Here is a 26,061-nt window from a genome sequence, read left to right on the forward strand (position 1 = left end):
TCTGCATCAGGCGTGGGCCGCGCTATGGCTCGTGACGGATATTGGCCTCCTGCTAACACGGCTCGGGATTGCTCGTGCTTACATCGTGCGGAGCCGCACGGATGCGGTTCACCCAGGTCCATGGGCTGTCCGATACGTGCCGCCATCGCTACTGGCCTGCCTGCTGTTTGGCCTCGGTACGATGGGCTGCATCCTGTCCCATGACGGCGAACTGACGGCGCTCGCCGTCATGGTGACGGCTGGGATTCTAGGCGGAATAGCGTCAAGAAATGCGGCCTTGTCCCGCCTGGCGATCGCGCAGATTTGTCTGGGGGCGATTCCTATTGGGCTGGGCGGGCTGCTCGCGTCCCGTAGCGCAATGTGGATTCTGGTGCCACCGCTTTGCCTGTATGTTGCCGCGATGACGTCGGTGGTCAGGCGCCACTATGCGATGCGTTGTTGCCCTGATGACAGCCGAACAAAGGCACGCAGAACTTGCGGCCCAATTCGATGCGGCGTTGGCCTATATGCCACACGGGCTGTGCACCATCGACAGCGCCGCGACGGTGACCATTGCCAATCGCCGAACCGCAGAGCTTTTCGGCGCCCCTGTCGAGATGCTTCAGCCTAATGTCCCGCTATCTACGCTCATTGACCACCTATAGTTCGGGAAGAGCAACGACAGCTGCCCGCGTTAGCGCTTTTGCTCGATCGCTGCCCGATCGGACACTATTGCGGTCCTATTCAATGAGACCCAGGGGCGATGAGGACGTTGCGCGCACGAGCAGATGGCGATGAATCATACGACTCGTCTCGTGGTGGCTCTGCAAGCCTGCTCGACCGAACGCGCTGACGGTATTCCTGCGGGGTTATATCAAGCCGCCTCTTAAAAATCTCCCGCATGTGATTGCCACTACGGAATCCACATCGAAACGCCACTGTTTTTAACGGTAGGTCAGTCTCCTCCAGCACCTTGCGCGAAAAATCAACCCGCATTTGCTCCACGAAAGCCGACGGCGTCACACATGCGTTTTTTGCGAAGATACGAGAGAAAGTTCGCCGACTTACCGCCACGGCGTCAGCCAACTGTTCAATGGAGAACTGCTCACTGATATGGTCAGTGACATAGCGCAGTACCCTCGCGACGACGGTCTTTTCCTTCGGGGCAACTGCCAGATAGGGGCTGCATTGCGACTGCCCCCCCTCACGACGGATGTACAGGACAAGCTGCTTTGCAATGCTTCGCGCCATCTCGTGGCCCCAGTCCTCCGCCACTAACGCAAGACAGAGGTCGACACCGGCTGTGACGCCTGCAGACGTGAACAGAGCACCGTCGCGAACGAAAACCTTATCTGGCTGGACGCAAGCCCGTGGAAACTGATCAGCTAGACGATCGACATCATGCCAGTGGGCTGTCACCTTTTTGTCATCCAGTAATCCCGCATGACCCAGGATGAAAGCACCATTGCAAACCGAGCCGAAACGCTGGCAACCCGTCGCCTTCTCGTGGAGCCATTGCGAAAAACTGGGCGCGGGGCGTAGATCGGGGAGCTTTGGGCCGCCTGCAACGAGGAGCAGGTCAGGTTGCTCGCTGCAATGCAAGTAGTCGCTGCCGACGTTGAGTTCCAGGCCGTTGGAGCACCGAACGCTTCCTGAACGCATGCCAACAAGGGTGATTTCGTATTGTTGATCCCGGTCAAGGAAATTGTTCGCCTCGGCGAAAACATCCATCGGTCCCGCAACGTCTAGCGCCAGTACCCCGTCGAACACAACGATGGCCAACTTCATACTCTGGACTTCTTTTCGATATTGAGATTCACTGACATGGCGTCACTTCGTCGAATTGAATCGTGTTGCAATCTTCCACTCCTTTGGGTTTCTGTAGATGTGCAATACCCGGTGCAGATATATCTGCAGGGTCAGGTATATAAAGTATCGAAGTCTGACGTCGTCAATTTCAGGTTCGAAGAAGCCAGATGCATGACTGTTTCTTCACTTTGAGCGCCTCGCGATCATCCAGATGGCGGTCGCGAATATTGCCAGCTGACCTGGTCGCCGACGGGCCAACTGCAAAGGGTGTCTCGCAAGCCTCACTCAACGACCTGCACTCTGACCGCCGCCGACATGCAGGATCTCTCGCGTGACGAACGGCGCCAAATCAAGCAACAGAATAGCGTTGGCGATGTCTCTCATCTCCCCCATGCGGCTCATCGGATGGAAGGCACCAAGCATTTCATGGGCTTCCGGCAGGTTCATTCGCGTTTTGATGATCCGAGGCGTTACCGCATTCACGCGAATACCTTTCTTCGCGTACTCAATTGCCAGCGACTTCGTGGCAGCGTTCAGGCTACCCTTTGTCAGGGTCGCCAGTACCGAATAGATGCCACTGATCGCAGCGTCCACGATGGTGGTGGTCACGCTAACCACATGGCCGCTCGAACGCTTGTCCATTTCGGCAACGGCGAGTGGCGTGATGTTAAATAAACTAGCCATATTCGCGTTCATTACAGTGGCGTAGTCTTTCTTGGTGTTTTCCGTGAAAGGCATTGCCAATGCAAATGCCGGTGTTGTTCACCGGCGTAGAACCGGCCGAACTTCGCGACGCCTTCAGAAATCACGCGTTGCGCGGTTTCTGGATCGCCGATGTCGTCGGCGACAGTCAGGATATTCGGATCGTCCGACGGCTTGATCGACCGTGCCGTCGCCACGAGGCGGTAGTCGAGCTTGCGAGATGCCTTGACGACGTCGGCTCCTATCGACGTCGATGTGGGCGCATTGCGCCAGCTTTCGAATACACGTGCCGGACAAAAAGTCTTGCGTACGCGAAGGAACGGCAAATCAGCTGAAAGAATTGTCATACCGCTTTGCGTAGTGACATGTCGCGATGGTCTGGCCGACACTGCGCGGGGGATTTCCTGTGCTGTCCGTGAGAGCGACCTGGCACCAAAATCAGCCTTGCGCTTGCTATGGTTTCCGAGAATCAATTTCTAAATCCAGTCAGGCCTACCGCCTCATGCCTTCTTGAACCGAATAGTGATTCATTTGCCGCGATGGCGGTAGAATGGCTACATAACTTTCAGTTATTCCCCCTTCAAATGAATGACAAGCTGTCGACCCTTCAGCTATTTGTACGGGTTGCGTACACATCGAGTTTCACCAAAGCGGGCCGGGAACTCGGCTTAAGCCAACCGTCGGCATCGCGGCGCATTTCGGAACTTGAGGAGGAAGTCGGCGCCGCGCTATTCGTGAGAAGCACGCGAGCCGTCACGCTCACGGACGCGGGTGCCGATTACCTCACCCGCGTTGAAACGATTCTCTCCGCCCTTGATGAAGCAGACCATATTGCGCGAGGAACTGCGGAACTGCGGGGCCATCTACGCGTTGCCATGTCGACCAGTTTCGGGGTTCGCGAGGTTATCCCGCGGATAGGCCCGTTCATGAGCGCGCATCCGGCTTTGCACGTTGACTTGCGAATGGCGGACGGCCGACAGGATCTGATCGCTGAAGGCGTGGATGTGGCGTTCCGCTTTGGACAGTTGAAGGACTCGAATGCCACCGCCACGATGCTCGGGCGTTGCGCCCGGATGCTGGTCGCCTCCCCTGATTATCTGGCTAGGACGGGAACGCCGGTCGAGCCGGGCGATCTGGCCGACCATACGTTCATCATGGCCCCGTCGGGTGCCGACGTGCGAGGATGGACATTTGAGAAGGGGGGACGTCAAATCGTGGGCCGTGGAGAGGGACGTCTTACCATCTCCATGAACGAAGGGACCATGGCTGCGGCCGTTGCCGGCCTGGGGATTCTGGCAACAGGGTTCTGGGCGTGCCGTGCCGAGCTGTCCGATGGCCGGCTCATCCCTTTGTTGTCGGACTGGGCGCCCAAGCCAATTGAAGTCCACGCCGTTTATCCCGCTGCCCGGGCCGCCCGGCCGGGCGCTCGAGCGCTTGTTGCTTATCTTGTCAATGAACTGAAAGCGATCTCGGTCTAGCGATAGATTTTGCCGCCAAACCAGAGCCTTGCTTGCCAGCTCGCGAGCTGCAAGCAAGTTTTCTACGATAGCCGATCGCTGGGTTTGCGTATTCGAGCCGTTCAGCACATCACCTTCGGTTTTCGTGCGCTGGGCGGCCTGATCGATGACGGTGAATCGCGCGGAGATAAAGAAGCTCGCTGAAGAATGGACGAAAACCATGAACATTCGCGCAATCAACAGCAACGCCAAAGTGAGCGAGCTCTCCGGGGAAATCAGCAGAAAGTTGAGATTGCGAAGTCGCTGTTTCTGGTGTCACGTCGTCGAGGAATTTAACGGCAACGAGACGACTGACGAGAAAATTATGTATGCCGCCGTGTATTACGTTTCAAAGCGTGTCAACGGCGACGCGAACTTTTGGCCGATTAATCGTCCTGAATGGAGACGATGTTATGCAGTTGAATCGAAGGGATATATCTCAAAGGTTCGAGCAGATTCCGCTGTCGAAAGTTCACCTTGGAATGCTGGCCGTGGTTGCACTGATGATGTTCTTCGACGGCGATGACCGCCTGATGTCAGGGCTCGCTATACCGTCGCTCAAGCAGATAGGCTTGGCTGGATTCTACGACCACGTCCGCATTCCTGTCTCTTCCGCTACTTACTGCAGCGATAGGTTCGGTTGCAGCAGGATTCATCGGTGACAGGGTGGGAAGAAAGGTCCTGTTCAATATGAATGTCATTGGCTACAGCGCACGGAGTGCTGCATGTGGCTTCGCATGGAACCCCGAAGTGCTGATTGTGCTCAGCACGCTCACCATGTTCGTACTTGGGTATGCAGGTTGGCACCGGCTAACGTCGCAGACCCCGAAACTGGTCGACAGGGCAACACGTAGATGGCCCCGCAGCTCCGCCGTTTCGCCGTTCCTCGCGCAGCTTGGTCTGCTTCATCAAGGGCGGAGAGAATCACTTCAACGCGGGTGAGGTAATCGGCACCCGCGTCCGTCAACGTGACGGCCCGCATGCTTCTCACGAATAGTGCAGCGCCGACTTCCTCCTCAAGTTCAGAAATGCGCCGCGATGCCGACGGTTGGCTTAAGCCCAGTTCCCGGCCCGTTTTGGTGAAACTCGATGTGCGGGCAACCCATACCAACAGCTGGAGGGTCGATAGTTTTTTCACTCATCCGCATGGCGAATAACTAAAAGTTATCCTGCCATTCTACCGCTCTCAGGCCAAATGAATCACTATTCCGTTCGGGCAAGGATGAGGCGATAAACAGAGCCATGGGCTCAATCCGCGTCACACCAAACAACTACGTTTTTCTGGAGTAAAGCATGGGCACGTCACAAAAGGTTGTCGTCGTTACCGGGGCATCGCAAGGTATTGGTGCTGACCTCGTCAAGGCATTTCGCAAACTCGACTACCGCGTCGTTGCAACGGCGCGTTCGATCAAACCGTCGGAAGATCCGAACATCCTGGCCGTCGTCGGCGATATCGGCGATCGCGCAACCGCTCAACGCGTCATTTCCGAAGGCGTCGCAAAGTTCGGCCGGATCGACACGCTGGTGAACAACGCCGGGATTTACATCGGGAAGCCTTTTACCGAAAACACCGCTGAAGACTACGCCGCTGTGATGAACGTAAATATGGCGGGCTTTTTTTACATCACGCAACTCGCCATCGCCGAAATGGAAAAGCGTTCGAGTGGCCACGTGGTTAGCGTGACCGCCAGCATCGGTGACAATGCGATCAGCGGCATCTATTCGGTACTAGCAGCTTTGACGAAGGGTGGTGTGAACTCGGCGACGAAGTCGCTGGCGATCGAGTACGCGAAGAAAGGCATTCGCGTCAATGCTGTCGCGCCAGGCGTCATCAAGACGCCGATGCACGCGCCGGAAACCCACGAAATGCTCGGCGGCTTCCATCCGCTCGGGCGTATCGGCGAGATGAACGATATCGCCGACGCAATCCTCTTCCTCGATTCGGCGCCGTTCGTCACGGGAGAAATCCTGCACGTCGACGGCGGCCAGAGCGCTGGTCGCTAAGCACCGGGACTCCGCGGGCGTGCCATGACATTTCATGCAAGGACGAACCGTGACGTCTCAAGCGCTATTCACCCGTAGCCGAGTCTAACTTGTCGCGCGTTTCATCTCCCTTCTGCAACAGGTCGGGGATGTGACGACGAGCACCCAGGTCGAGCAATGGTTGAATGCAAAATATGGCGCGCTAAGGATGACTCGTGCCAAAAGCTGACGCGATTACATCGCGTCGGCGAGCAGGGCGCCCTGACGGAATTCAGGCCAGCATTTCTTCGCGTGTCCGCAGGAAACAATATGCATATGACTTCAAAACCGGCGACGCATCAGCCGTCACTGGCGGTGCTGTTGGCAAGCAGCTTCGCGTTCATCATCGTCCAACTGGACGTTACCATCGTCAACGTGGCGCTACCCAGGATGGGCGCGGAGTTGGGCGCTGAAGTCAGTGCTCTTCAGTGGGTGGTCGACGCCTACACGCTGGGCTTTGCCGCCTTTCTGTTGTCGGCCGGCGTGATGGGCGAGAAATTCGGCTCCAAGCGCGTGTTTCTGACCGGTTTCGGGCTATTCACGCTGGCGTCCGTCGCCTGCGCCGCGGCGCCGTCTGTCATGGCACTGAACATGGCCCGCGCGGTGCAAGGCGTGGGCGCGGCGCTGCTCCTGCCCAGTTCGCTGGCCATCCTCAATTTCACCTATGCCCACGATAAAAAGATGCTTGCCAAGGCCATCGGCTGGTGGACAGCGGCTGGTGGTGTGTCGATCGCGGCCGGTCCGGTGATCGGAGGCTTGTTATTGTCGACGGCGGGCTGGCGCAGCATCTTCTGGGTTAACGTGCCGATTTGCGTGGCCGGCTTCGTGCTGACCTACTACGTCGTGCCGCGCATGCCGAGCAAGGAACCGTCCCGCCACTTCGACCTGCCGGGCCAACTGCTGTCGGTGCTCGCGCTGATCGGCTTTATTGGCGCGGTGATCGAAGCTCATGCGCTGGGCTTTTCCAGCCTGGAGGTACGCGGCGGCTTTGTGCTGGCCTTCGTGGCCGGCGCGGCATTCCTGATGGTCCAGAGTCGCGTGCGGGCGCCGATGCTGCCGCTGACGCTGTTCCATAGCATGCGTTTTTCGGGCGCCGTGATATTTGGCGTACTGGCTAACTTCACCTATTACGGCGTGATCTTCGTGCTCAGCTTCTACCTGCAAAAAGTACTTGGCTATTCCGTGTTCGAGACCGGCCTGACCTTTGTGCCGCTGACGGGGACCGCTATCATTTCCAACATTGCCGGTGGGCGCTTGTCCGCGCATACCGGACTGCGCTTGCTGATGGTGGTGGGTAGCCTGATCGGTAGCACTGGGTACGCCCTGCTTGGCACGTTCGGCATCGCGGACCACGCGACCTTCCTCGATATGCTGCCGGGCCTGGCGCTGGTCCCGATCGGCATGGGACTGGCTGTGCCGGCGATGACGACGTCCATACTATCGAGCGTCGAGCGTCACCAGGCGGGGACCGCGTCGGCCGTGCTAAACACGGCACGCCAGGTGGGCGGCGCGACGGGCGTCGCCATCTTCGGCGCCATAGTCGCCAGTGGCACGGGCGTGGGCACCATGAGTGGTGTGCGCAGCGCAATGGCAATCTCTGCCCTGCTCTTGCTGGCGTCGTCCGCCATCGCGTTCTGGAGCCGGGCTGGTTTGGCGCCGGCGGCAAAGGCCAGTTGAACCGACATTGCCACCGCTGGCCAGCGACTCCCGTCACGCATCATGCCATTCCGACAACCTCGGCTGCCGTAGACCGGCATATTAGTGTCACCGCCTCAGTTGGTGCTAGAACCCAACACTTTAAAAAAGGCAGCCACATGGCTAACAAAGCTGTGCTGTTTTCGGAAGTGACTGCCGGCGCGAGCTGGGAGGACGAATTTAACCATTGGGACGACACCGAGCATGTTCCACCCCATATGCAGGCACCGGGTTTCATCCATGCGCAGCGCTATCGCAACGTAGACAGCCCCGCTTATCTAGCGGCCTACGATCTGGAAGACAAGGGCGTGTTCGTGACGCCGAAGTACAAGCGAAGCAAAGCGAGCCTGGATGAAACAACTCGCCGCATACTGGCAGATGTCACGGACTTCACGCGCTACATCGGTGAGGAAATCGGCTGCTGGAGAGGCTCAGCGCGCACAACGTATTCCCGAATGAGGCCCCATTCGTCTACACGGCATTCTTCACTGTGCATCCTGCACGCGTCGAAGAGTTCGCCGCTGTATGAGGCAGATCACATTCCGACTTTACTCAAGTGCTCCGAATGGCTCGCCGCACGACGGTTCCGGATCGTGGAAGCGGAGCCCCAGCCGTCCACGCATCTTGCCTTGCATTATCTTGCTACCCCAGAAGCTCTTCAAGCTGCCGCACGAGAACAGGCTCGCCGTTCCCCGTGGCGTATGCGGCTCGCTCAGGAAAATTGGTTCAAGGGTCATCACGCAATGTTCAGAAGCATCGGGATACCGTTCGTTGCGATCCGATAAGTGTACGGGCCGCGTGCGAGTTGCGTCGGGTGGACATAAGAGTTCGGTGCCTCGAGTCTGAGCTGCTGCTCACGACGCGCTGAATTGAAGTCGCCTGTCGCCACGATCCTGGTCGAGGAAAGGACTGCACCCATCACGGACGATTTTCAGAATCAACTGTTGAGATTGATGGCTATCTCGACGCCGACACACGCTCTCTTGCGCAAACGTACTCATGATTCAAAATAGCATTTTGAAGGGCACTAATTTAATGCCGAGGGCCTCCGATTTCAAGAAGACTGGGATGATCAGCTTGGGGATAAAAATTTATGAAAAAATCTTAGATATACAGCCAAGGAATATTGACGTGCTTCGGCAATTCGCTATTTTCTCCATTGAAACGGAGAACTATAATTTGGCGTTAGAGATTCTAGCAAGGGCATCGTCAATAGACCGCCGCAGTGCAACTATTTTTTACTTGCTTGGTTGCGCCCAGCATGCACTTGGACAGCATAAACGGGCCATCTTGAGCTATAAACGAGCCATATTTATAAAGCCCGATTTTTCAGATGCCTTCAATAATTGTGGGGTCGTACTTGAAAATATCGGAAAAATCGATCTCGCGCTGGACAGTTACAGGCGCGCTTTCATCCTGCACAGTGAATCTGCACTAGCTTGCTGTAACATCGCCAATATTCTGCTGAACTGTGACGACCCCCTGTTAGCGAACGCATGGTATGACCGTGCCATTAAACTCAAGGCTGATTATCCGGAAGCCCATAGAGGACAAGCCGACGCTTTTTCTGCTATGAAAATGTATGAATTCGCTCTCGACAGTTATGATACGGCCATTGCGCTGTGGCCAAATTATGCGGAAGCCTACTGCAACCGCGGTATTGCATTGAATAATTTGAAGGAGCATGACGCCGCCATCAAATCGTTCGATAAGGCTATCGAAATTCGGCCTCTATATGCAGATGCATGGTGCAACAAGGGTGTGATTTTAGGGGCGCTAGGCCGTTACCAAGAGGCGCTCACTGCGTATGATCGGGTCAAGGAAATCGATCCAGCCCATACAGAAGGCAATTTCAATCGAGCGCTCTGCCATCTTCTGCTTGGCAAACTGGAAGAAGGATGGCGAGGGTACGAGGCGCGATGGAGCTTACCCAGATTTTCCGGGGCGCGAAAGTTTGGCGTCGGACGAAAATGGACAGGGAAAGAATCGTTGCACCGTAAAACGATTTTGGTTTATGAAGAGCAAGGCTTTGGTGACACTATCCAGTTTTGTCGATATGTTCCCCTACTCCTCGATCGCGGTGCACGTGTGATTTTCCAAGTTCGAAAGTCGCTTGTGCGTTTGATGGAAAGTCTGGACGGCGCACCAACGATTTTGACTGCTGGGAACGATGTTCCGCACTTTGATTGGCAAATCTCGACGATGAGCTTGCCCGAAGCGTTCGGGACAGTTCTGGAGAATATACCGTCGCAAACTCCTTACCTGCATGCGAACTACCGGGATCAGTTGGAATGGGCATCTCGAATCGGGAGCAAGGCGAAGCTGCGTGTGGGTTTGGTGTGGGCAGGCAGCCCCCCACCCGCTGCATCCGGCTTTTCTGGCGACGGCAAATCGATAAGTCTGTCGTGTTTTGAGCCCTTCGGCGCACTGGCTTGCGAGTTTGTTAGTCTACAAAAGGGCGACGCCGAGGACGAGATCCGGCTCCTGGAGTCTCAGGGTTGGCAAGGTCCAAGGTTGATCAATTTCGCCGATGCTATTTCCGACTTCGCAGATACGGCGGCCCTGATCATGCAGCTTGACCTGGTGATCAGTGTCGACACTGGCGTGGCCCATCTTGCGGGTTCCTTAGGGAAGCCCGTCTGGCTGCTCAATCGCTTTGACACTTGTTGGCGCTGGTTTCTCGAACGCCACGATAGCCCTTGGTATCCTTCCATGCGCCTATTTCGACAGTCCACCGCAGGAGATTGGGCTGGTGTGCTTTCACAGGTCTACGCCGAGCTTAGAATCCTCCATCGACTCGCCACGGCTCAGTCGGACTTTTTTGGCGATGATGTCGAAACGATTGGTTGAAGGAAGCGTGGCTAGAAAAGACGCGGCCGAGTATAAACTCCCAATTCAAGGGCACTCGTTTGGAACTATGACACGCCTTATCATTGATGAACAAGGCAGGCAAAACGCAGTCGTTTCGACTCCTACATGTTCAACGAAAATGCAGCGACGAGAACAACAACAGCATTCGGATTCATTGTACACGGCCATGTTCTGGACGAGTTCCTCTCGTAGCTCAACAACTTCAATTGGGCGGCAATGCGACGGGCGCGATCGACGGCCAGACGGTCCGTTACCCTGACTCAAGCCGACGGTTCGAATGTCCAAGTGAAACCGTGAGCCAACGTCCGTAGATGGCCGCGTGCTGCCCGATGCGGTCGGCATACGTCGGCCGCAATATTCCTTGGCCACCGTCGGTGGGCGTGCGTCGAAGGCCTCATATCAAGAGCGAAGTGACGACTTTATTTCGCGTCCGGCAAACCCATACTGAGTATGGCTCACCACGCTATCGGGGCGCACGAAGTCCCCAGTTGACGACTTTATAGTCGCAACGTTGCCATCTTTAACATGTTCTACGCTACGCGCCCGATGCGCGGCCATTCTGACAGCCGCGCATCGGCCAACACGGTCAGGCGGCCTGACCCGCGCCAAGGTCAGCACCTGTCGTCGGATCGGAACTTGTATCCGACGCCGTTCTCGATGCCATTGCCTGAAGCACCTTCACATCCCCTTTCGACACATTGACCGTGGCGCTCCCGTCTCCGCCATCCACCGCCGGCTCCGGAGAGTCAACGAACTGCCAGCCCGGACCTTCGTTCCATGGCCCGCGCGTCACATCATCACCTTGCGACATTTTGTAGTACACGCTGGTGTATTCCGGCACGCCGGGAAGCTTGCCCTGCGGAAAGTTTGGCTGAATCGAATGTAACGCTTTCTCGAACGATTTCTGATGAGCGATTTCTCGCGTCATCAGAAACCCGAGCGTTTCCTTGATACCCGGGTCATCTGTGACGTTGATGAGCCGTTCATAGACAATCTTCGCGCGAGCCTCGGCGGCGATATTCGAACGCAGGTCGGCCGTCGGATCGCCAATCGTGTCGACATACGCGGCGCACCACGGCACACCGGCCGAATTCGTCAAGGCTGGCCCACCGCCGTAAAGCAGTGCCGTGGTATGCGAGTCGTTGCCCCCCCCAGTCATCGCGCGGTACAACTCTGCCTCGGCCTCAACGGCTTCGGCCAGTTGACCCTTGGCACTTTTGTTCAGCATCGCGACGATCGAGCCCACAATTTCCAGATGACTCAATTCTTCGGTCGCGATATCAAACAACAGATCCTTGCGGCCAGGATCATCCTCGCCGACGGCCTGGGTAAAGTATCGGCAAGCAGCGCCGAGTTCTCCCTGGGGACCACCGAATTGCTCAAGGAGCAGATTCGCAAGGCCTGGATTCGGCGCCGCGACGCGCACAGTGTACTGAAGGCGTTTGTTATGAATGAACACGATCTTTCTCCGGTGATTGGCCGAAGCAATCCCGCACGGTGCAGACGCTGAGCTTTAGTGTCCCTGTACCCGTGCAGAGTCGCACATGACCATCGATCAATCCGGACAGCGGGCCAACCAAATGGTCGTCCGCACCCAACGGTGGGCGCCCGGGTCTCAGAGCGAGCGCTCTGGCGGATGCGCTGCGAGAATGCCGCGCATGGCAACGCGTTGCCGATTCTGATGCAGCATGCACTGTGCCCAGCGAGAAAATTCCGCTGTCTGACCTGCCATGTCGGCTTGCACCATGGCTCCACGGCAAACTAGCGGGTGGCGCGGAACGCCAGGCGAATTCGATTAACCGATCCGTACGTCGGTGGAAAGCCGCTATTTACGTGGACTACCTTCTGCCCTTGTGTAGCGGCACGAGGAGACGCTATTCGCCGCGTGGCAGTCGTACGGCAAGCACGGTTTCGTCATTTTCGGAGCGAACTTCGATCTCGCCTCCATGAGCCTTCGCGATTTCGCGCACGATGTACAGTCCGAGGCCGGGGTGACTGTCATCGTCGTATCCTTCACTTTGATCCATACCGCGCCGCAAAGGCTCAAAAAGCTGCTCCATAGCTGCCGCCCCAATCGCAGCGCCGCTATTCAAGACCGCAATATGAATATCGGTCTCCTTACCGGTCACAATGACCCGCACCGGTGTATTCGATGCCCTGTACTTGACGGCGTTCAGAACGAGATTTCCGACCAATTGCTGCAAACGTGGGCCGTCCCAGACACCATCACATTTCCCCTGTACCGTCAGATCCAGCTGGCGATCAGGATGTATCGCGCGAAGCTGGTCCAGTTCGTCGCGAAATACGGCAGCCAGGTCCACATGGGTGGGAGCTATATTGATGCCAAGACCGAGCTTCGTCCGGTTGAAATCGCTGAGATCGTCGAGAAGGGACTGCATGCGGGCGCCGCTTCGGATCAGGCGACTCGCAGCACCCGTCACTCTCTCTCCGGCATTCAACCCGACGAGAGACGATGTGGTCATCTGAATGGTCTGGAGCGGACTGCGCATATCGTGCCCGAGCATTCCGAGAAACAGGTTGCGAGCCTGGTCCACTTGCTTGCTGAAATGAACCGCCCCGTAAATCGTGGAGGCTGGTTGGTTTAAGTTAATACGGGTTCAGCGGCAGCTGTTTCGAGTTGCCGATAGTAGTTTGTATATGAACGTCTCCCGTTTGAGCAAGCTCTCTTGTGCGTAGACGGACAGGATGGGTTGCAGCTGTATATCCGGCCTTGTTGCAGCCAGTTTTCTGCTGCAGGCCCCGATGAAATCCGCTGACTTGCGCCTAATTGCCTCAACGAGCTTTGAGCTCCGCAAACTACTCAGGTTTGGCAAGCTTCGCCGCCATTGCGCGACCATATTGGCATTCAAGCCATGCGCGTGCGCTACCTCGGCGATCGAGCGAACAGGATCGTTCGCTTCTGCCACTACCGTTTCCCGGAACGCCTTCGTGTAGTTCTTTGATCCGCCAAATCGACCGTCTTGTGGATTGCTCGCCGGTGAGTTCCAGGCAGAGCAATCGCCGGCGTGTCGGTGAAGCCAGTGTCATGGAACGGGCGATCGAACTGCGCAGGCGGCTGGACGGTGTCGTCACCCAACTTGCCATGAGCGCGTTGCCCACCCACGTGCAGGTTGCGGCGCAGGAACTCAAGGATGCGACGAAAAGCTACGTGGGTGCGGTTCAGCGCCTGTGAAGCAGCGGCCGGAACCCGAGTGTGGAGCAACCTTATGCAGAGAACGCTGAAGTATCGCGGGTTTGAGATCTGTGTTGATCTCGTGCCCACTTCTGAAGACATGTTTGACGCGTGGCTCCGGATTGAAGGGCCGCCTCAAGTCCTTGCAGTAGCCACGCAAGGCCAGCGTATCAAGGTCCGCGGGGGCCCGTTTTCCGAGCGTTGGGCTTACTTCGTTGCGCAGATCGCTGGCCAGCCCTCAATCGATATCATTCTCGGTCCCGGCGAATAGTTTGACGCCGTCACCCGTGACGAGTGGATCTGCATTTTCCGCGTTGCCGCCCGCGATCGAAAAAAGTACTGGACCTACCTGACAGGGAAACCGTTTCATGGATGAACGCAAGCGCGACAGTATGATTGCCTACCTCCGCCACCGCATGGAGGACTTCGGAATCACCCCGGATGCGCTGGCCGCAACCCTTGCCGCTGAGCCGGCTTCGGGCCGCTACCGCAGCGCGCATGGCGAGAGCTGGAGTGGTGAAGGAGTGATGCCGCAATGGCTGAAGCAGGCGATCAGTGCGGGCCAGTCCATTGTCCACTTCGAGCTGTCATCAGGTGCGGTTTCCGGATCGTCCCTGCAGGCACGCGCGGTTACAGGTGCAGACTGGACAGACGATCCGTTCGCGGGCAGTCCGCTCGCGCGACCGAGTTCCCGTTAGATTTCCGTGAACGTGCACAGGGCAGCAAAAGGCGCCGCCCAGGACGCTCGCGGCGTCAGCCCCTGCTCCACAGAGCCTTGTGTATGCGACGGGGCGTCCCAAGGCTCCCAAAACTGTTATTCTGCCCTTTCCCGACCGTAGCTTGGTCGCAAGTGGTGGACCAACCGTCTGGCGTCTTGCGAGACAGGATTTTGAATGTTCGGTTTTCTTGGCAGGTACTTCTCCAACGATCTGGCGATTGATCTCGGCACCTCAAACACACTGATCTACATGCGCGGCAAGGGCATTGTCCTCGACGAGCCTTCGGTCGTGTCGATCCGTCAGGAAGGCGGCCCAAATGGCAAAAAAACCATTCTGGCGGTCGGCAAGGAAGCCAAACAGATGCTTGGCAAGGTGCCGGGCAACATTGAAGCTATCCGCCCGATGAAGGACGGTGTAATCGCCGACTTCAACATCACCCAGCAGATGATCAAGCAGTTTATCCGGATGGTGCACGCACCGCGCATGTTTGCGCCATCGCCACGCATCATTATCTGCGTCCCATGCGGGTCAACCCAGGTCGAACGACGGGCAATCAAAGAGGCTGCGCACAGTGCGGGTGCGTCGCAGGTCTACCTGATTGAAGAACCGATGGCTGCCGCGACCGGTGCTGGCTTGCCCGTATCTGAGGCGACTGGCTCGATGGTGGTCGATATCGGCGGCGGCACGACCGAAGTCGGCGTAATCTCGCTCGGCGGCATTGTGTACAAAGGTTCGGTGCGCGTCGGCGGCGACAAGTTCGACGAGGCGATCGTCAACTACATCCGCCGCAACTACGGCATGCTGATTGGCGAGCAAACCGCTGAAGCCATCAAGAAGGAAATCGGCTCTGCTTTTCCGGGCTCGGAAGTCAGGGAAATGGAAGTGAAGGGTCGCAACATGTCGGAGGGCATACCGCGCAGCTTCACAGTCTCCAGCAACGAGATCCTCGAGGCGCTCACCGACCCGCTGAACCAGATCGTATCCGCGGTCAAGATCGCCCTCGAACAGACACCGCCGGAACTCGGCGCCGATATCGCCGGGCGTGGCATCATGCTCGCCGGCGGTGGCGCGCTGCTGCGCGACCTGGACCGTCTGCTCGCCGAAGAAACCGCTCTCCCGGTGTTCATTGCGGAAGCCCCGCTGACGTGCGTCGTGCGCGGCTCGGGCATCGCCCTCGAACACATGGACAAATTCAACAGTTTCTTTTCCTACGATTGACGACGGCGTCGCAGTTGCGAAGCGACGGTCTTCGGCAACCATGTCATCAACAAAACAGACTGGTACCAGCCGAAGGGTATACAGTGGGGCAAGACTGGTCGCGCCTCGCGACCACATGCTATGGGATCGACATGTCCGTACAGACCAAACCAGCTTCGACCAATACAGGCGGTTCGAGTGCATACGCCGTTGAGCGCAGGACGCACGCCCTTATCCTCGAAACGGCGGATGTTTTGCGCGCAGAACAGAGACACGCGAGCTTTGCCTTGATCGATTCGAATGCCAGCAAATGGCGTTACACGGTTACAGACGTGAAAGGGTGACCGTGGCACTTCAATTCCCCAATCCCAGCCGTAGCTACGATGCCACGAGGCATTGCGTATGTTTCTGGGGATACGACAATTCGCGCGAAATCACCTTCCAGGTTGACGACGCGATGCTAAGAAATCTGCAACCTGACGCTGGTTCCGACGAGCGGTCGATCCTCGGCGCCTTCGACAAGTTTCGCGAGAAACTCCTCGAAATCGCCAGGAAGCAGTATGTCCACGGTCCTCAGAATCGCTATACGATTTCGTGAGTGGCAGCGCTTTCCAGAGAACTATCACGATATAGGCGGCAAATTTCCGCGATCGGGGCTCCGGCGATCGACGAAACAGGTATCTGATTCCGCGGTCGAGTCTTGGACCCTTTTCCGGACCCCCGATATCGATGCGCTGGATGTTGCCTGGTTCAATCAACGTCTCAGATTGACAGACTACCAGCCAGTCCCGCGGGAAGAACGAACGCCTCATTCCGGCCGATGCCTGTCGCAGCACGCGGCACGCGACCGTCTAAGGCCATTCGCTCACACGCCTTGAATAACCGTCGAACGTCGGTTCCACCCGTACCGGCTTTTCGCTGCGCCTATGTCTTCACCCGGAAACTCCCGTCATTGAACGATCGACAATCCTCTAACGTGCCGCAAAGCGCCGCCATTTGAAGGATTCACTCATGACTTGCACGACCAGGCCATCAACCGGAATTGCCTCGACCGAGCCGCACCACGCAGCGGGATAGGCATGCTGCAGTTTCCCGGCGGCGTGCAATGCCGCCCAAAGCTCGTGAGTCATGCCAGCCTTTCGGCGAAGTGCTTCGCCAGCGTCCAGACGTCCATGCTCGCAACCATATCGCACGAGGCCACCACTCGCCATGTACGTTTCACGCATCGTCAGGCGGCGGAGCGGTTGCCCAGCCTCATGGCACTCGTCTCCAGCGGTTTGCTCCCAATGCTGATGTCGTGAGAACCACAGCACAGGCGTCCCCGTGGGCTCGGCCCCGACTCCACCTGGGATAAGCATTCCGCTTGCGGTAATGTGCTGAAATTTTCGTCCCGTGGTGTAGTGCCATGCCAGCATCATTTGTTTCGGTCCTATGCAAGATAATTGTTCGATGTGTGAATCGTCACGCGACCTGAGCGGCCGACTTCACCTCTTCGCTAACGCCAAAGCAGAGCGAAATCACGAGCTTATGCGACCCCGAATCAAGCGGCACGCGCACCCGTCCATCACGACATTCGACACTCGCGCCGTCAAGCACCGCACATGTCCCACCGGGCTTTTCAGCGGATTCAACGCGGATCTCATAGCGCGTTGATTGCATCGTCACCGTTGCTTCGAACTCCGGCCACGTATCCGGAATACAAGGATTGACCACCAGAAAGTCCCCCTCGCGACAAACCCCAAGAATGCCCTCGACACCCGCCCGGTACATCCATCCAGCGGATCCCGTGTACCACGTCCAGCCACCGCGTCCGGCATGCGGCGCCACGGAATAGACATCGGCGGCAACGACATAGGGCTCGACCTTGTAGCGGTGCACTTCCTCCGGCGTGCGTGCATGATTGACCGGGTTGAGCAGCGAAAACAGCGCGGCGGCGTTGTTGCCATCGCCCATCTTCGTCAACGCGAGGATCGCCCACATCGCTGCGTGGCTATACTGGCCACCGTTTTCACGCAGCCCGGGTGGATAGCCCTTGATGTAGCCTGGATCGTGCAAGGTTTTATCGAACGCAGGCGTGAACAGCAAAGCAAGCCCATCGTCGCGACGGATCAGGTGCTCCTCCAGCGAGGCCATTGCCAGCGCCGCGCGCGCTGGATCTGCCGCGCCTGACAGCACAGCCCACGATTGCGCGATCGAATCGATGCGGCACTCGCCGCTGTCTTTCGAACCAAGCCACGTGCCGTCGTCAAAGGTCGCGCGACGATACCATTCTCCGTCCCACGCCTGGTTTTCCAGCGCGTCGCGCACTGAAGCCGCATGGATGTGCCAGCGTGCAGCGCGGGCAACCGAAGCCGGGCCGCGCAATTCGGCCAGCGGTGCGAACAGTTCAATCGTGCGCAATAGCAGCCAGCCGAGCCAGACGCTTTCTCCCCTGCCCTGCGCGCCGACGCGGTTCATCCCGTCGTTCCAGTCGCCCGTGCCGATCAAAGGCAAGCCATGTTCGCCGGTCAGTTCGATGCATTGATCCAGACCGCGCGCACAGTGTTCGAACAACGATGCCGATTCATCCGCGACCATCGGCTGGAAGAATGCATCGTGTTCGCCGGGCTGCAGGGTCGGTCCATCGAGAAACGGCACGATCCCGTCGAGAATCGCGACGTCGCCCGCGCAGCCAATATACGTCGCCGTCGCGTACGCGAGCCACACACGGTCATCGGAAATCCTCGTGCGCACGCCCTGCCCCGTTTGCGGCAACCACCAATGCTGGAAATCCCCTTCGACAAACTGCCGGGCCGCGGCACGCAACAAATGCCGCCGTGTCTCGTCCGGCTGCGCATGCGTCAACGCCATGCCGTCCTGCAACTGGTCACGAAACCCATACGCACCACTCGCCTGATAGAACGCCGAGCGCGCCCAGATACGGCACGCGAGCGTCTGATACAGCAGCCAGCCGTTCAGCATAAGATCCATCGCGCGGTCGGGCGTCTTCACCTGGACGGTACCGAGCACGTTCTGCCAGTGGCTCGTCACTTCGGCGAGGACAGCGTCGAGATCGGCCTTGCGATAGCGTTCGATCAATGCGCGCGCTTCTTCGACGGACGGACACTGGCCGACGAACGACACCACTTCGACGATCTCGCCCACGCCCAGCTCAATCACGTCCTGCAACGCCGCGCAAGGATCGAGGCCAGCGCCAGTGGCGCCTGACAGCCGTGCGTTGCCGCTCAGTGCGGCGGGTGCCGAGCTGCGGCCGTTACGGCCGAGAAATTCGGTGCGATCCGCTGTCCACGCAGTCTGCCGGCCGCCGAGATCGGCAAACGCGACGCGCCCCGCGAACCCCATGCTCCACGGATTACGCGCCAACATCGCGCCGGTCGTCGAGTCGATCTCCGTCACGATGAAGGGTGCGGATGCGCCGCGCGATGTACCGAGCACCCATTCTGTCCACGCCGTTACCGAGAGGCGGCGGGGTCGCGCGGACAGATTGCGCAACGTCAGGCGGGAAACCTTCAGCGGGTCAGCAAGCGGCACGTATTGCAGCAAGTCGAGCGCGATGCCATTCGCCTCGTGTTCGAAGCGGCTGTAGCCGTGTCCATGACGCGCGACATAGGTGCCGCCATCGCGGATCGGCTGCGCGGTTGCGCCCCACACATCGCCAGTGACTTCGTCGCGCACATAGATGGCTTCACCGGCTGGGTCTTCGACCGGATCGTTCGACCACGGCGTGAGTTGATTCTCGCGGCTGTTTTCGGCCCACGTGTAGCCGCTGCCTTCCGCCGCGACCTGAAAACCGAATCCAGGATTCGCGATCACGTTGATCCACGGCGCGGGCGTCGTTGCACCCGCCACGAGGACCGTAACGTATTCCCGTCCATCTTTATCGAAGCCGCCCAGGCCGTTGAAGAACTCGAGCCTCGACGGAACCGGAGAAATCGCGCGCGGCGGATGAGGCGCCGCAGGCCATGGCGACGACATCGACGGCTTCTGCTGGCGCGACGCCGAGGCCTGGCCACGTGACGGCGGCAAGCGGGCCAGCTGATCGGCGATCGAACCGCGACGCGCGATCAACGCCACGCGCGCGACCGCCTGCAGCAACGCCCGCGCCTCCACGCTCAACAAGTCAGCGCGTAGCGTGAAGACCGCGCCTTGTGCAAGTTCTTCGTCGTAGCGCGGCCGCAACTGGTTGCTGCGCACGGCGGCTTCGATCGCGCCCTGCAACTCCTGGATATACGATGAAGCTTTCTCGTTGATGATGACAAGATCGACGGCCAACCGCTTCATCCGCCAATACTCGTGTGCCCTCAATAACTGCCGGACCTGCGCCATGTCTTCAACGTCGTCGATACGCAGCAGCACAATCGGCCGATCGCCGGAAATCGCGTGCGGCCAGAGTCCCGACTGCACGTCGGCTCCGCGAATGATCGTGTCCGACGGCGCCCTGAAGCGGGCATCGGCGTAAATGACCGGCGCGGCGAGCCGCTGAAAATTCGCCGCCTCTTCGGCTTCCACAGCGAGATGGCGCAACTGCACCTGAGCCTGCGTCCAGGCTAGCGTTTTGGCGCGATCGAACGCGTTGCGGTCATGGTGCTTGTCGACCAGATCCAGCAAAAGCGCCCGCGACTCGGCCACCACCGTCCAGAACGTGACCCGCGCGACCTTTCCCGGCGGCACCAGCACGCGATACCTGAGCGCAAAGATCGGATCGAGTACCGTACCGGTGGTGTTGGTCAGCGGCTGATCGTCGAAGATCGCTGCCGCGGTGCCGGCGTTGCGCCCGCGCCCGAGGAAGCGGGCGCGATCCGATTCGTATTGCGGATCGGCGACGATCTCGCCGTCGACAACCGCGAAATGCGCGGCCCACACCTGTTGTTCGTCGTGCGACCGCGGACGCCGGGTAGCCAGCAGCGCGCCGAATTCTGCAAGGTGCTCCGTCTGGACAAACATCCGCGAGAAGGCTGGATGGGCGTTGTCGGAGGCAGGCGTCGCCAGCACGATTTCGGCATAGGACGTCAGTTCAATCTCTCGCGCGCGGCGTCCGCTGTTCGCCAACGACACGCGGCGCACTTCGCCGTCTGCTTCGCCGGAAACCAGCACGTCCATCGTCGTGGTCAAGGAGCCGTCACGGCGAATGAATTCCGCATGGTCCTCGCCGAACACCACCTCTTCGTACTCGGCCTCGTTGCCCACGGGCTGCGCACCGGCCGACCACACCTGGCCGCTCTGCGCATCGCGCAGGAAGATAAAGGAGCCACAGTCGTCGCGAGTCGCGTCTTCGCGCCAACGGGTCACGGCCAGGTCGCGCCAATGGCTGTAACCGGCGCCGGTCGCCGTCAGCATGACCGCGTAGCGTCCATTCGACAGCAGGTGTGTCACCGGCGCAGCACCGGCCACCGCTGACACTGCGAGGCGCCGTACGGCCGACGGGGCGGCGCCCGCGATGGCTGCCGATGTGCTGACTTCCTCGGCACGCGGATGCCCCACGGCGACATTGCGCGGCATGCGTTCCTGCAACAGCAGTTCGCTCGCCTGAATCATGGGTTCGCGGTGAAAACGCGCACGCATCTGCGCCTCGAGCAACGTGTTTGCGATCGACACGATCGTCATGCCCTGATGGTGTGCCATGAAGTTGCGCACGATTGCCACGTCCGCGTTGTCCGGCAACCGCGAGCGGGTGAAATCGAGTGCATCGTAGAAGCCATAGCGCCCCAGCGCTCCTAACCCGGCGAGTTGCGCATAGTTCTCCCGCGCGGCTTGCGGGTCGACCATCGCGGCCAGTCCCGTTGCATACGGCGCGATCACACGGTTCTCTGAAAGCCCACGCTTGAGTCCCAGTCCGGGGACGCCGAAATTCGAATACTGGTAAGTGAATTCCATATCGCGCGCGTTGTAAGCCGATTCCGAAATGCCCCACGGAATACCTAGCGAGCGCCCATACGAAGCTTGCCGTTCCACCACCAGACGGTTGGTCTGTTCGAGCAGACTGCCGACCGGCGCGCGCATCACCAGCGAGGGCATCAGGTATTCGAACATCGATCCCGACCAGGAGATCAGCGCCGAGCCGTTGCCGACCGGCGTCGCGGCGCGACCGAGGCGGAACCAGTGGCGCGTCGTCACGTCACCCTTTGCGATGGCAAAGAGGCTCGCGAGACGCGCTTCGGACGCGAGCAGGTCGTAGCAGTTCTGGTCGAGGCTGTTGTCGGCTTGCGAATAACCGATCGAGAGCAGCTTGCGTTCCGGATCGAGCAGGAACGCGAAGTCCATGTCGAGCGCCAGCGCTCGCGATGTATCGGCGAGCGAGGTCAAACGTGCCTGCAGAAGACCCGGCGACGCGGCAACCTCGTGCCGGTCGCGGGCGTGCTCGACGAGGCTTTTGCCCAAAGCGTCGACCCAGAACATCAGGTCGGCACAACTGTCGTCTCCACCGGCCGGCACCAGTTCGCGCATTGCCTTCCCGGCCTTCTCTGTCAGCCGCGTGAGCGACGGCGACAGGGCTTCCAGCGTTTGCGGGCCGAGCAACTGCGTCCGGATCTCATCAAGGATCGCAACCAGCTGCCTGCCACGTTCACCGCCCGCGGTGGGCAATGCATCGATGGCTTCGCGCGCGAGCAGCAGGTTATCCACCATGCCGGGCCGCGCGGCCGGCGCAAGCAGGCCATGCTGCCACTCTTCGCACGCGTTGGCGAGGACGATCAGATGGCCGGCCAGATTGCCGCTATCGACCGACGAAACATACGCCGGCGCCAGCACCTGAAGATCGAGCGTGCCGTACCAGTTATAAAAGTGCCCCTTGAAACGCGCGAGCTTGTGCATCGAATCGAACGCCGCTTCGAGCCGTTCGACCGTTTCCGTCGTCCCCGCCCAGCCGAAGTCGCGTGCGGCGACCGCCGACAGCAGATAGAGCCCAAGGTTGGTCGGCGAGGTGCGGTGTGCGACGACCGGTGTCGGATCTTCCTGGAAGTTGTCCGGCGGCAGCATGTTTTCTGCCGGTGTAACGAAGGTCTCGAAGAAACGCCACGTGCGTCGCGCGATGAGACGAAGGCCGCGCGCGTCCCCGTCCGCCATCGTGAAACGCAGCGCGACGGTCGGCGAACGGCTCGACCACAGCGCGAGCGCCGGCGCGGCGAACCATAACAGCGCAAACGGCAGCACGAGCGGCCAGTGCGACGGCGCGAACGCGATCGCGACAGCCGACAGCACGAGACCGAGCGCGACACCGCCTGTCATCTGCCGGTAAAAGCCACGCAGATCGAGACGCGGGCTGCCCTTCGACTGCGCCGCGGTCGTCCATTCGAGCAGCCGGCGATGCGTCACGAACAGCCGCAGCAACGTCCGTACGATCGCATCTCCCATACGCCATGCCTGGTCAGCGAGGAACGCAGTCGACAGACATGTTTGCAAGGCAGCGAACCGCACGTCCGCGGCCAGCACGTCCAGATGATTGCGCAGCCGGACGCCGCTGCGACGCGGCACAACCGCGAACAGCGTGGGCAGGAAAGCGGGAATCGCGAGCGCGCCCAGCATCAGCAGCGCGCCAGCGATCCCGGCGCGGATCGGCATCAGCCAGCAGAGCCCGAAGGCGGCGACTATAAAGGGGCTCAGCACCGAACGACGCAAATTGTCGAGCATCTTGAAGCGGCCGATCGATGGCATCGCGTGCCGGTCCGGGCCACGATGGCCGACGATCCACGGCAGCAATTGCCAGTCGCCGCGCGTCCAGCGATGCTGCCGCTTGCCAATCACGTCGTAACGCGACGGCACTTCCTCGACCACCTCGACATCCGAGGCCAGTCCGGCGCGCGCGAAAACCCCTTCGAACAGGTCATGACTGAGCAGCGTGTTTTCCGGCACGCGTCGATGCAAAGCGGCTTCAAACGCGTCGACGTCATAGATGCCCTTGCCGGTATACGACCCTTCGCCGAACAGGTCCTGATAGACATCGGACACGGCTGCGGCATACGGGTCCATCCCGCCGGGGCCTGAGAAGACGCGCTGATGCAGCGACCCTTCCTGGCCCACCGGCAGCGACGGCGTGACACGCGGCTGCAGAATCGCGTAACCATTGACGACGCGTTGTTCGGCCTCGCTGAAGGTGGGCCGGTTCAACGGATGCGCCATCTTGCCGATCAGCCGCAGCGCGGCGTCACGTGGCAGACGCGTATCGGCGTCGAGCGTGATGACGTAGCGCACGTCGGACGGCACCAGCGGCGCACGGCCGGCGACCGGCATGAAGGTCGTATCGGTCGCACCGCGCAGCAGGCGGTTGAGTTCGTGCAGTTTGCCGCGCTTGCGCTCCCAGCCCATCCATTTGTTCTCGCTCGCGTTGAACACGCGACGGCGGTGCAGCAACAGGAACCGGTTGCCGCCTGGGCCCGGCTCATAACGGCGGTTCAGTGCCTGGATGGCGTCAGCGGCCACGGCGAGCAGATGCGCATCGCCTGGCAGTACTTCCTGATCCGCATCGAGCCCGTCCGCCAGCAACGCGAAGGACAGATCGCCGCCGGCTCCCGCGAGGTGATGCACCTCGAGACGTTCGATCTGTTCGCGCAGATCGGCTTCACTCGTCAGAAGCGTCGGCACGGCAACCAGCGTGCGCAACGACGACGGCACACCGGCAGTCAGTTCGAGACCCGGCAACGTGATCGCGCCGAAGCTCCAGGTCACTGCGCGATTGACGAGCGCCGTTGCGATCTCCGTGACGGGCAGGAATCCGCATACGGCGAAAAGCGCGAATACCAGCGGTTCGAGACCGCTCGGCGCGAGTCGCCACATGGCCCATAACACAAGCGCCAGTATCGTCGCTGCGACCGTCAGGATCGTGCCGACGTAGCCACCGATGCCGAGGCGCGCATTGAACCGCGTGATTCGCAGACGCGGCGGCGGATGGAATCCGATCGTCTGCTCCAGTGCGCGCCGCCCCTCGGCGATCAGGTGATAGCCGGGGTCGCCGGCGCGTTCCCCCTGCGCGGTATCGCCCACTTCCAGGGCTGCCGCCTGCGCCGATTCGAGCGCGAGCCCGGCGACTTCGAGTTCGGTGTACGACGAACCGCGGGCGAGTTGTTCGATCGCGCTGCGATACAGATTGCGCGTCGGAAAATCCATAATGGCAAAGCGGCTGCCCGCGCGCAACCGCGCGTCGACGAGACTCACTCCCTCGAACAGTTCAGCCCAGTCGATGTCGGAAATCAGCCGTATACTGGTGATCACATTGCGCACGGTAACGTTCGATGCGCCCTGTCGCTGCTGTGCGTGCTGCACGACCTCCTCGATGGAGGCGCCTTGAAGCTTGAGCCGCTCTTCCAGCCAACCCAGTGCCGGCATGGTGCGCGGATCCTGTTCGCGGAGGCGCTTAGCGAGTTGTGCCGCGAACAGCTCCGACAACACTCCTTCAGAGCGCGTGGCGATGTCCGCCTCAAGCGCCGAGCGGGCGCCGCCCGCTTCGAGCAGGCGTTCGGTGAGTGCATCGGCGTCAGCACGGGCGCTTCGGCCTGCGGTGATCTGGTCAGTCAGGCGTCGCAGATTCTCGATCAGCACGATCCGCAGTGTGATCGCCACGGCCCACAGTTCACCGATCGTCAGCGGCTGAACCCGTTGATACGCGCTGATGAAACGCCGCAGGATCTGCGGATCGAAGTGGCTGTCGGTATGCGCGACGAACGCCCACGCGAGGCCGAATACGCGCGGATAGCCAGCAAACGGGCCAGCGGCAAGCTTGGGCAACTGACGATAGTATCCGGGCGGCAGGTCGTCGCGGATCTCGCGGATTTGCTCCTCGACGAGGTGGTAATTGTCGAGCAGCCATTCCGCGGCGGGTACCACGCCCCGGCCGCTCTCCAGTTCCGCCGCGCTCGCACGATAGGCCGCGAGCAGGACCTCGGCATTGTCGTCCAGTCGCGTGTGCAGCGATAAAACGGCGGGCGGTGTGTTCGTTATCGTCTGGGCGGCCGCAAGGCTCTCAGCGTGTTGCTCGAGCCGTTCGACACCAAATAGCTCTTCGCGCACCGGCGCGAGGTCAGTCCACGGTGGCGACGGTAAACGATGTCTGGCGACATAGCGAAGGATCGCGTTCATAGGCGCACTTCCCGCGAAATGGATAAGTTCCGTGGAATGAGCCAGACTCGGTAGCGAGCCGTGTTAGCGGCGAGCGCATTGTTTGTCATCGCCGTCGCGCTGGGCAGTTCATCGTGTTGGGACATGATCGGATCTTCCTTCGGAGAGACCGCACCGCGCGAGTCGCGTGCATGCAAGCCTCCGGGGTGTGGCTTGATTAACGGGTGCGGGGGCACGCGCGAGGAACCGTCAGGACGAAAAGGCAGGCGTACCGCTTCTCTGGGCGTGATCTGCCATGACGCGCTCACGGGCAAACCGGTGGCTTCGGTTT

17 protein-coding genes and 4 pseudogenes are annotated in these 26,061 nt (G+C 59.7%); 13 read left to right on the forward strand and 8 right to left on the reverse strand.

The features are described 5' to 3' along the window. The first annotated feature begins 506 nt into the window (after window positions 1-506). Window positions 507-644 (forward strand): PAS-domain containing protein, encoded by a 138-nt coding sequence (locus tag P3T43_RS28560; protein WP_429284398.1) that lies wholly within the window; start codon window positions 507-509, stop codon window positions 642-644. Between the two features lie 79 nt (window positions 645-723). Here P3T43_RS28560 and P3T43_RS28565 read toward each other — a convergent pair whose 3' ends face one another. Together P3T43_RS28565 and P3T43_RS28570 are read right to left on the reverse strand one after the other, a co-directional pair. Next, a complete protein-coding gene (locus tag P3T43_RS28565) occupies window positions 724-1,767 on the reverse strand; it encodes a GlxA family transcriptional regulator (protein ID WP_429284349.1) in 1,044 nt (347 codons plus the stop codon). A 306-nt stretch (window positions 1,768-2,073) separates the two neighbouring features. Then, window positions 2,074-2,735, reverse strand: a pseudogene (locus tag P3T43_RS28570) (SDR family NAD(P)-dependent oxidoreductase). Between the two features lie 339 nt (window positions 2,736-3,074). On the opposite strand from P3T43_RS28570, the gene P3T43_RS28575 reads away from it, so the two are divergent. From P3T43_RS28575 to P3T43_RS28585, 3 genes are all read left to right on the forward strand, one after another. Continuing rightward, entirely contained in the window at window positions 3,075-3,968 is an 894-nt protein-coding gene (locus P3T43_RS28575; protein WP_429284350.1) for a LysR substrate-binding domain-containing protein, read from the forward strand. A gap of 431 nt (window positions 3,969-4,399) precedes the next feature. Beyond that, the gene (locus P3T43_RS28580; RefSeq protein WP_429284351.1) at window positions 4,400-4,648 is read left to right on the forward strand and encodes a hypothetical protein; all 249 of its coding nucleotides are present in this window, start codon (window positions 4,400-4,402) and stop codon (window positions 4,646-4,648) included. Further along, the gene (locus P3T43_RS28585) at window positions 4,617-4,928 is read left to right on the forward strand and encodes a hypothetical protein (RefSeq protein ID WP_429284399.1); all 312 of its coding nucleotides are present in this window, start codon (window positions 4,617-4,619) and stop codon (window positions 4,926-4,928) included. Before P3T43_RS28580 ends, P3T43_RS28585 begins: the two co-directional genes overlap by 32 nt. A 70-nt stretch (window positions 4,929-4,998) precedes the next feature. Here the strand turns inward: P3T43_RS28585 and P3T43_RS28590 are convergent. Continuing rightward, window positions 4,999-5,124 (reverse strand): annotated as a pseudogene (locus tag P3T43_RS28590) (helix-turn-helix domain-containing protein); the annotation flags it as partial. Between the two features lie 155 nt (window positions 5,125-5,279). Here P3T43_RS28590 and P3T43_RS28595 point away from each other — a divergent pair. The 4 genes from P3T43_RS28595 (at window position 5,280) to P3T43_RS28610 (ending at window position 10,553) form a co-directional block, all read left to right on the forward strand. Next, on the forward strand, window positions 5,280-5,990 hold the full coding sequence (locus P3T43_RS28595) for an SDR family NAD(P)-dependent oxidoreductase (RefSeq protein WP_429284352.1): 711 nt from the start codon (window positions 5,280-5,282) through the stop codon (window positions 5,988-5,990). A gap of 156 nt (window positions 5,991-6,146) precedes the next feature. Then, the gene (locus P3T43_RS28600) at window positions 6,147-7,685 is read left to right on the forward strand and encodes an MFS transporter (RefSeq protein WP_429284353.1); all 1,539 of its coding nucleotides are present in this window, start codon (window positions 6,147-6,149) and stop codon (window positions 7,683-7,685) included. Between the two features lie 137 nt (window positions 7,686-7,822). Continuing rightward, window positions 7,823-8,488 carry a hypothetical protein gene (locus tag P3T43_RS28605; protein WP_429284354.1) on the forward strand — a complete coding sequence of 222 codons (666 nt, stop codon included), beginning with the start codon at window positions 7,823-7,825 and terminating at the stop codon, window positions 8,486-8,488. A 214-nt stretch (window positions 8,489-8,702) separates the two neighbouring features. Beyond that, a complete protein-coding gene (locus tag P3T43_RS28610; RefSeq protein WP_429284355.1) occupies window positions 8,703-10,553 on the forward strand; it encodes a tetratricopeptide repeat protein in 1,851 nt (616 codons plus the stop codon). 607 nt (window positions 10,554-11,160) lie between these two features. Here P3T43_RS28610 and P3T43_RS28615 read toward each other — a convergent pair. The 3 genes and pseudogenes from P3T43_RS28615 to P3T43_RS28625 all read right to left on the reverse strand — a co-directional run. After that, window positions 11,161-12,033 (reverse strand): manganese catalase family protein, encoded by an 873-nt coding sequence (locus P3T43_RS28615; RefSeq protein WP_429284356.1) that lies wholly within the window; start codon window positions 12,031-12,033, stop codon window positions 11,161-11,163. Window positions 12,034-12,448: 415 nt separating this feature from the next. Continuing rightward, window positions 12,449-13,141: pseudogene (locus tag P3T43_RS28620) on the reverse strand (sensor histidine kinase); the annotation flags it as partial. A gap of 51 nt (window positions 13,142-13,192) precedes the next feature. After that, window positions 13,193-13,522, reverse strand: a pseudogene (locus P3T43_RS28625) (transposase); the annotation flags it as partial. 50 nt (window positions 13,523-13,572) lie between these two features. Here P3T43_RS28625 and P3T43_RS28630 point away from each other — a divergent pair. The 5 genes from P3T43_RS28630 to P3T43_RS28650 all read left to right on the forward strand — a co-directional run bounded on the left by P3T43_RS28630 (window position 13,573) and on the right by P3T43_RS28650 (window position 16,281). After that, on the forward strand, window positions 13,573-13,767 hold the full coding sequence (locus P3T43_RS28630) for a hypothetical protein (RefSeq protein ID WP_429284357.1): 195 nt from the start codon (window positions 13,573-13,575) through the stop codon (window positions 13,765-13,767). A 34-nt stretch (window positions 13,768-13,801) separates the two neighbouring features. Next, window positions 13,802-14,038 carry a hypothetical protein gene (locus P3T43_RS28635; RefSeq protein ID WP_429284358.1) on the forward strand — a complete coding sequence of 79 codons (237 nt, stop codon included), beginning with the start codon at window positions 13,802-13,804 and terminating at the stop codon, window positions 14,036-14,038. Between the two features lie 97 nt (window positions 14,039-14,135). Beyond that, complete coding sequence (locus tag P3T43_RS28640; RefSeq protein WP_429284359.1) at window positions 14,136-14,465, forward strand: H-NS histone family protein; 330 nt, start codon at window positions 14,136-14,138, stop codon at window positions 14,463-14,465. Between the two features lie 195 nt (window positions 14,466-14,660). After that, window positions 14,661-15,704, forward strand: a complete 1,044-nt coding sequence (locus P3T43_RS28645; protein WP_429284360.1) for a rod shape-determining protein — start codon at window positions 14,661-14,663, stop codon at window positions 15,702-15,704. Window positions 15,705-16,029: 325 nt separating this feature from the next. Beyond that, a complete protein-coding gene (locus tag P3T43_RS28650) occupies window positions 16,030-16,281 on the forward strand; it encodes a DUF1488 domain-containing protein (RefSeq protein WP_429284361.1) in 252 nt (83 codons plus the stop codon). Between the two features lie 373 nt (window positions 16,282-16,654). On the opposite strand, the gene P3T43_RS28655 is transcribed toward P3T43_RS28650, so the two are convergent. Both P3T43_RS28655 and P3T43_RS28660 read right to left on the reverse strand, forming a co-directional pair. Continuing rightward, window positions 16,655-16,813: a hypothetical protein gene (locus P3T43_RS28655; protein WP_429284362.1), complete on the reverse strand. Its 159-nt coding sequence runs from the start codon at window positions 16,811-16,813 to the stop codon at window positions 16,655-16,657. Window positions 16,814-17,144: 331 nt separating this feature from the next. Beyond that, window positions 17,145-25,751 (reverse strand): GH36-type glycosyl hydrolase domain-containing protein, encoded by an 8,607-nt coding sequence (locus P3T43_RS28660; protein ID WP_429284363.1) that lies wholly within the window; start codon window positions 25,749-25,751, stop codon window positions 17,145-17,147. Window positions 25,752-26,061 lie beyond the last annotated feature (310 nt).

The sequence above is a fragment of the Paraburkholderia sp. GAS41 genome (assembly GCF_050436545.1).
Taxonomy (GTDB): Bacteria; Pseudomonadota; Gammaproteobacteria; order Burkholderiales; family Burkholderiaceae; genus Paraburkholderia.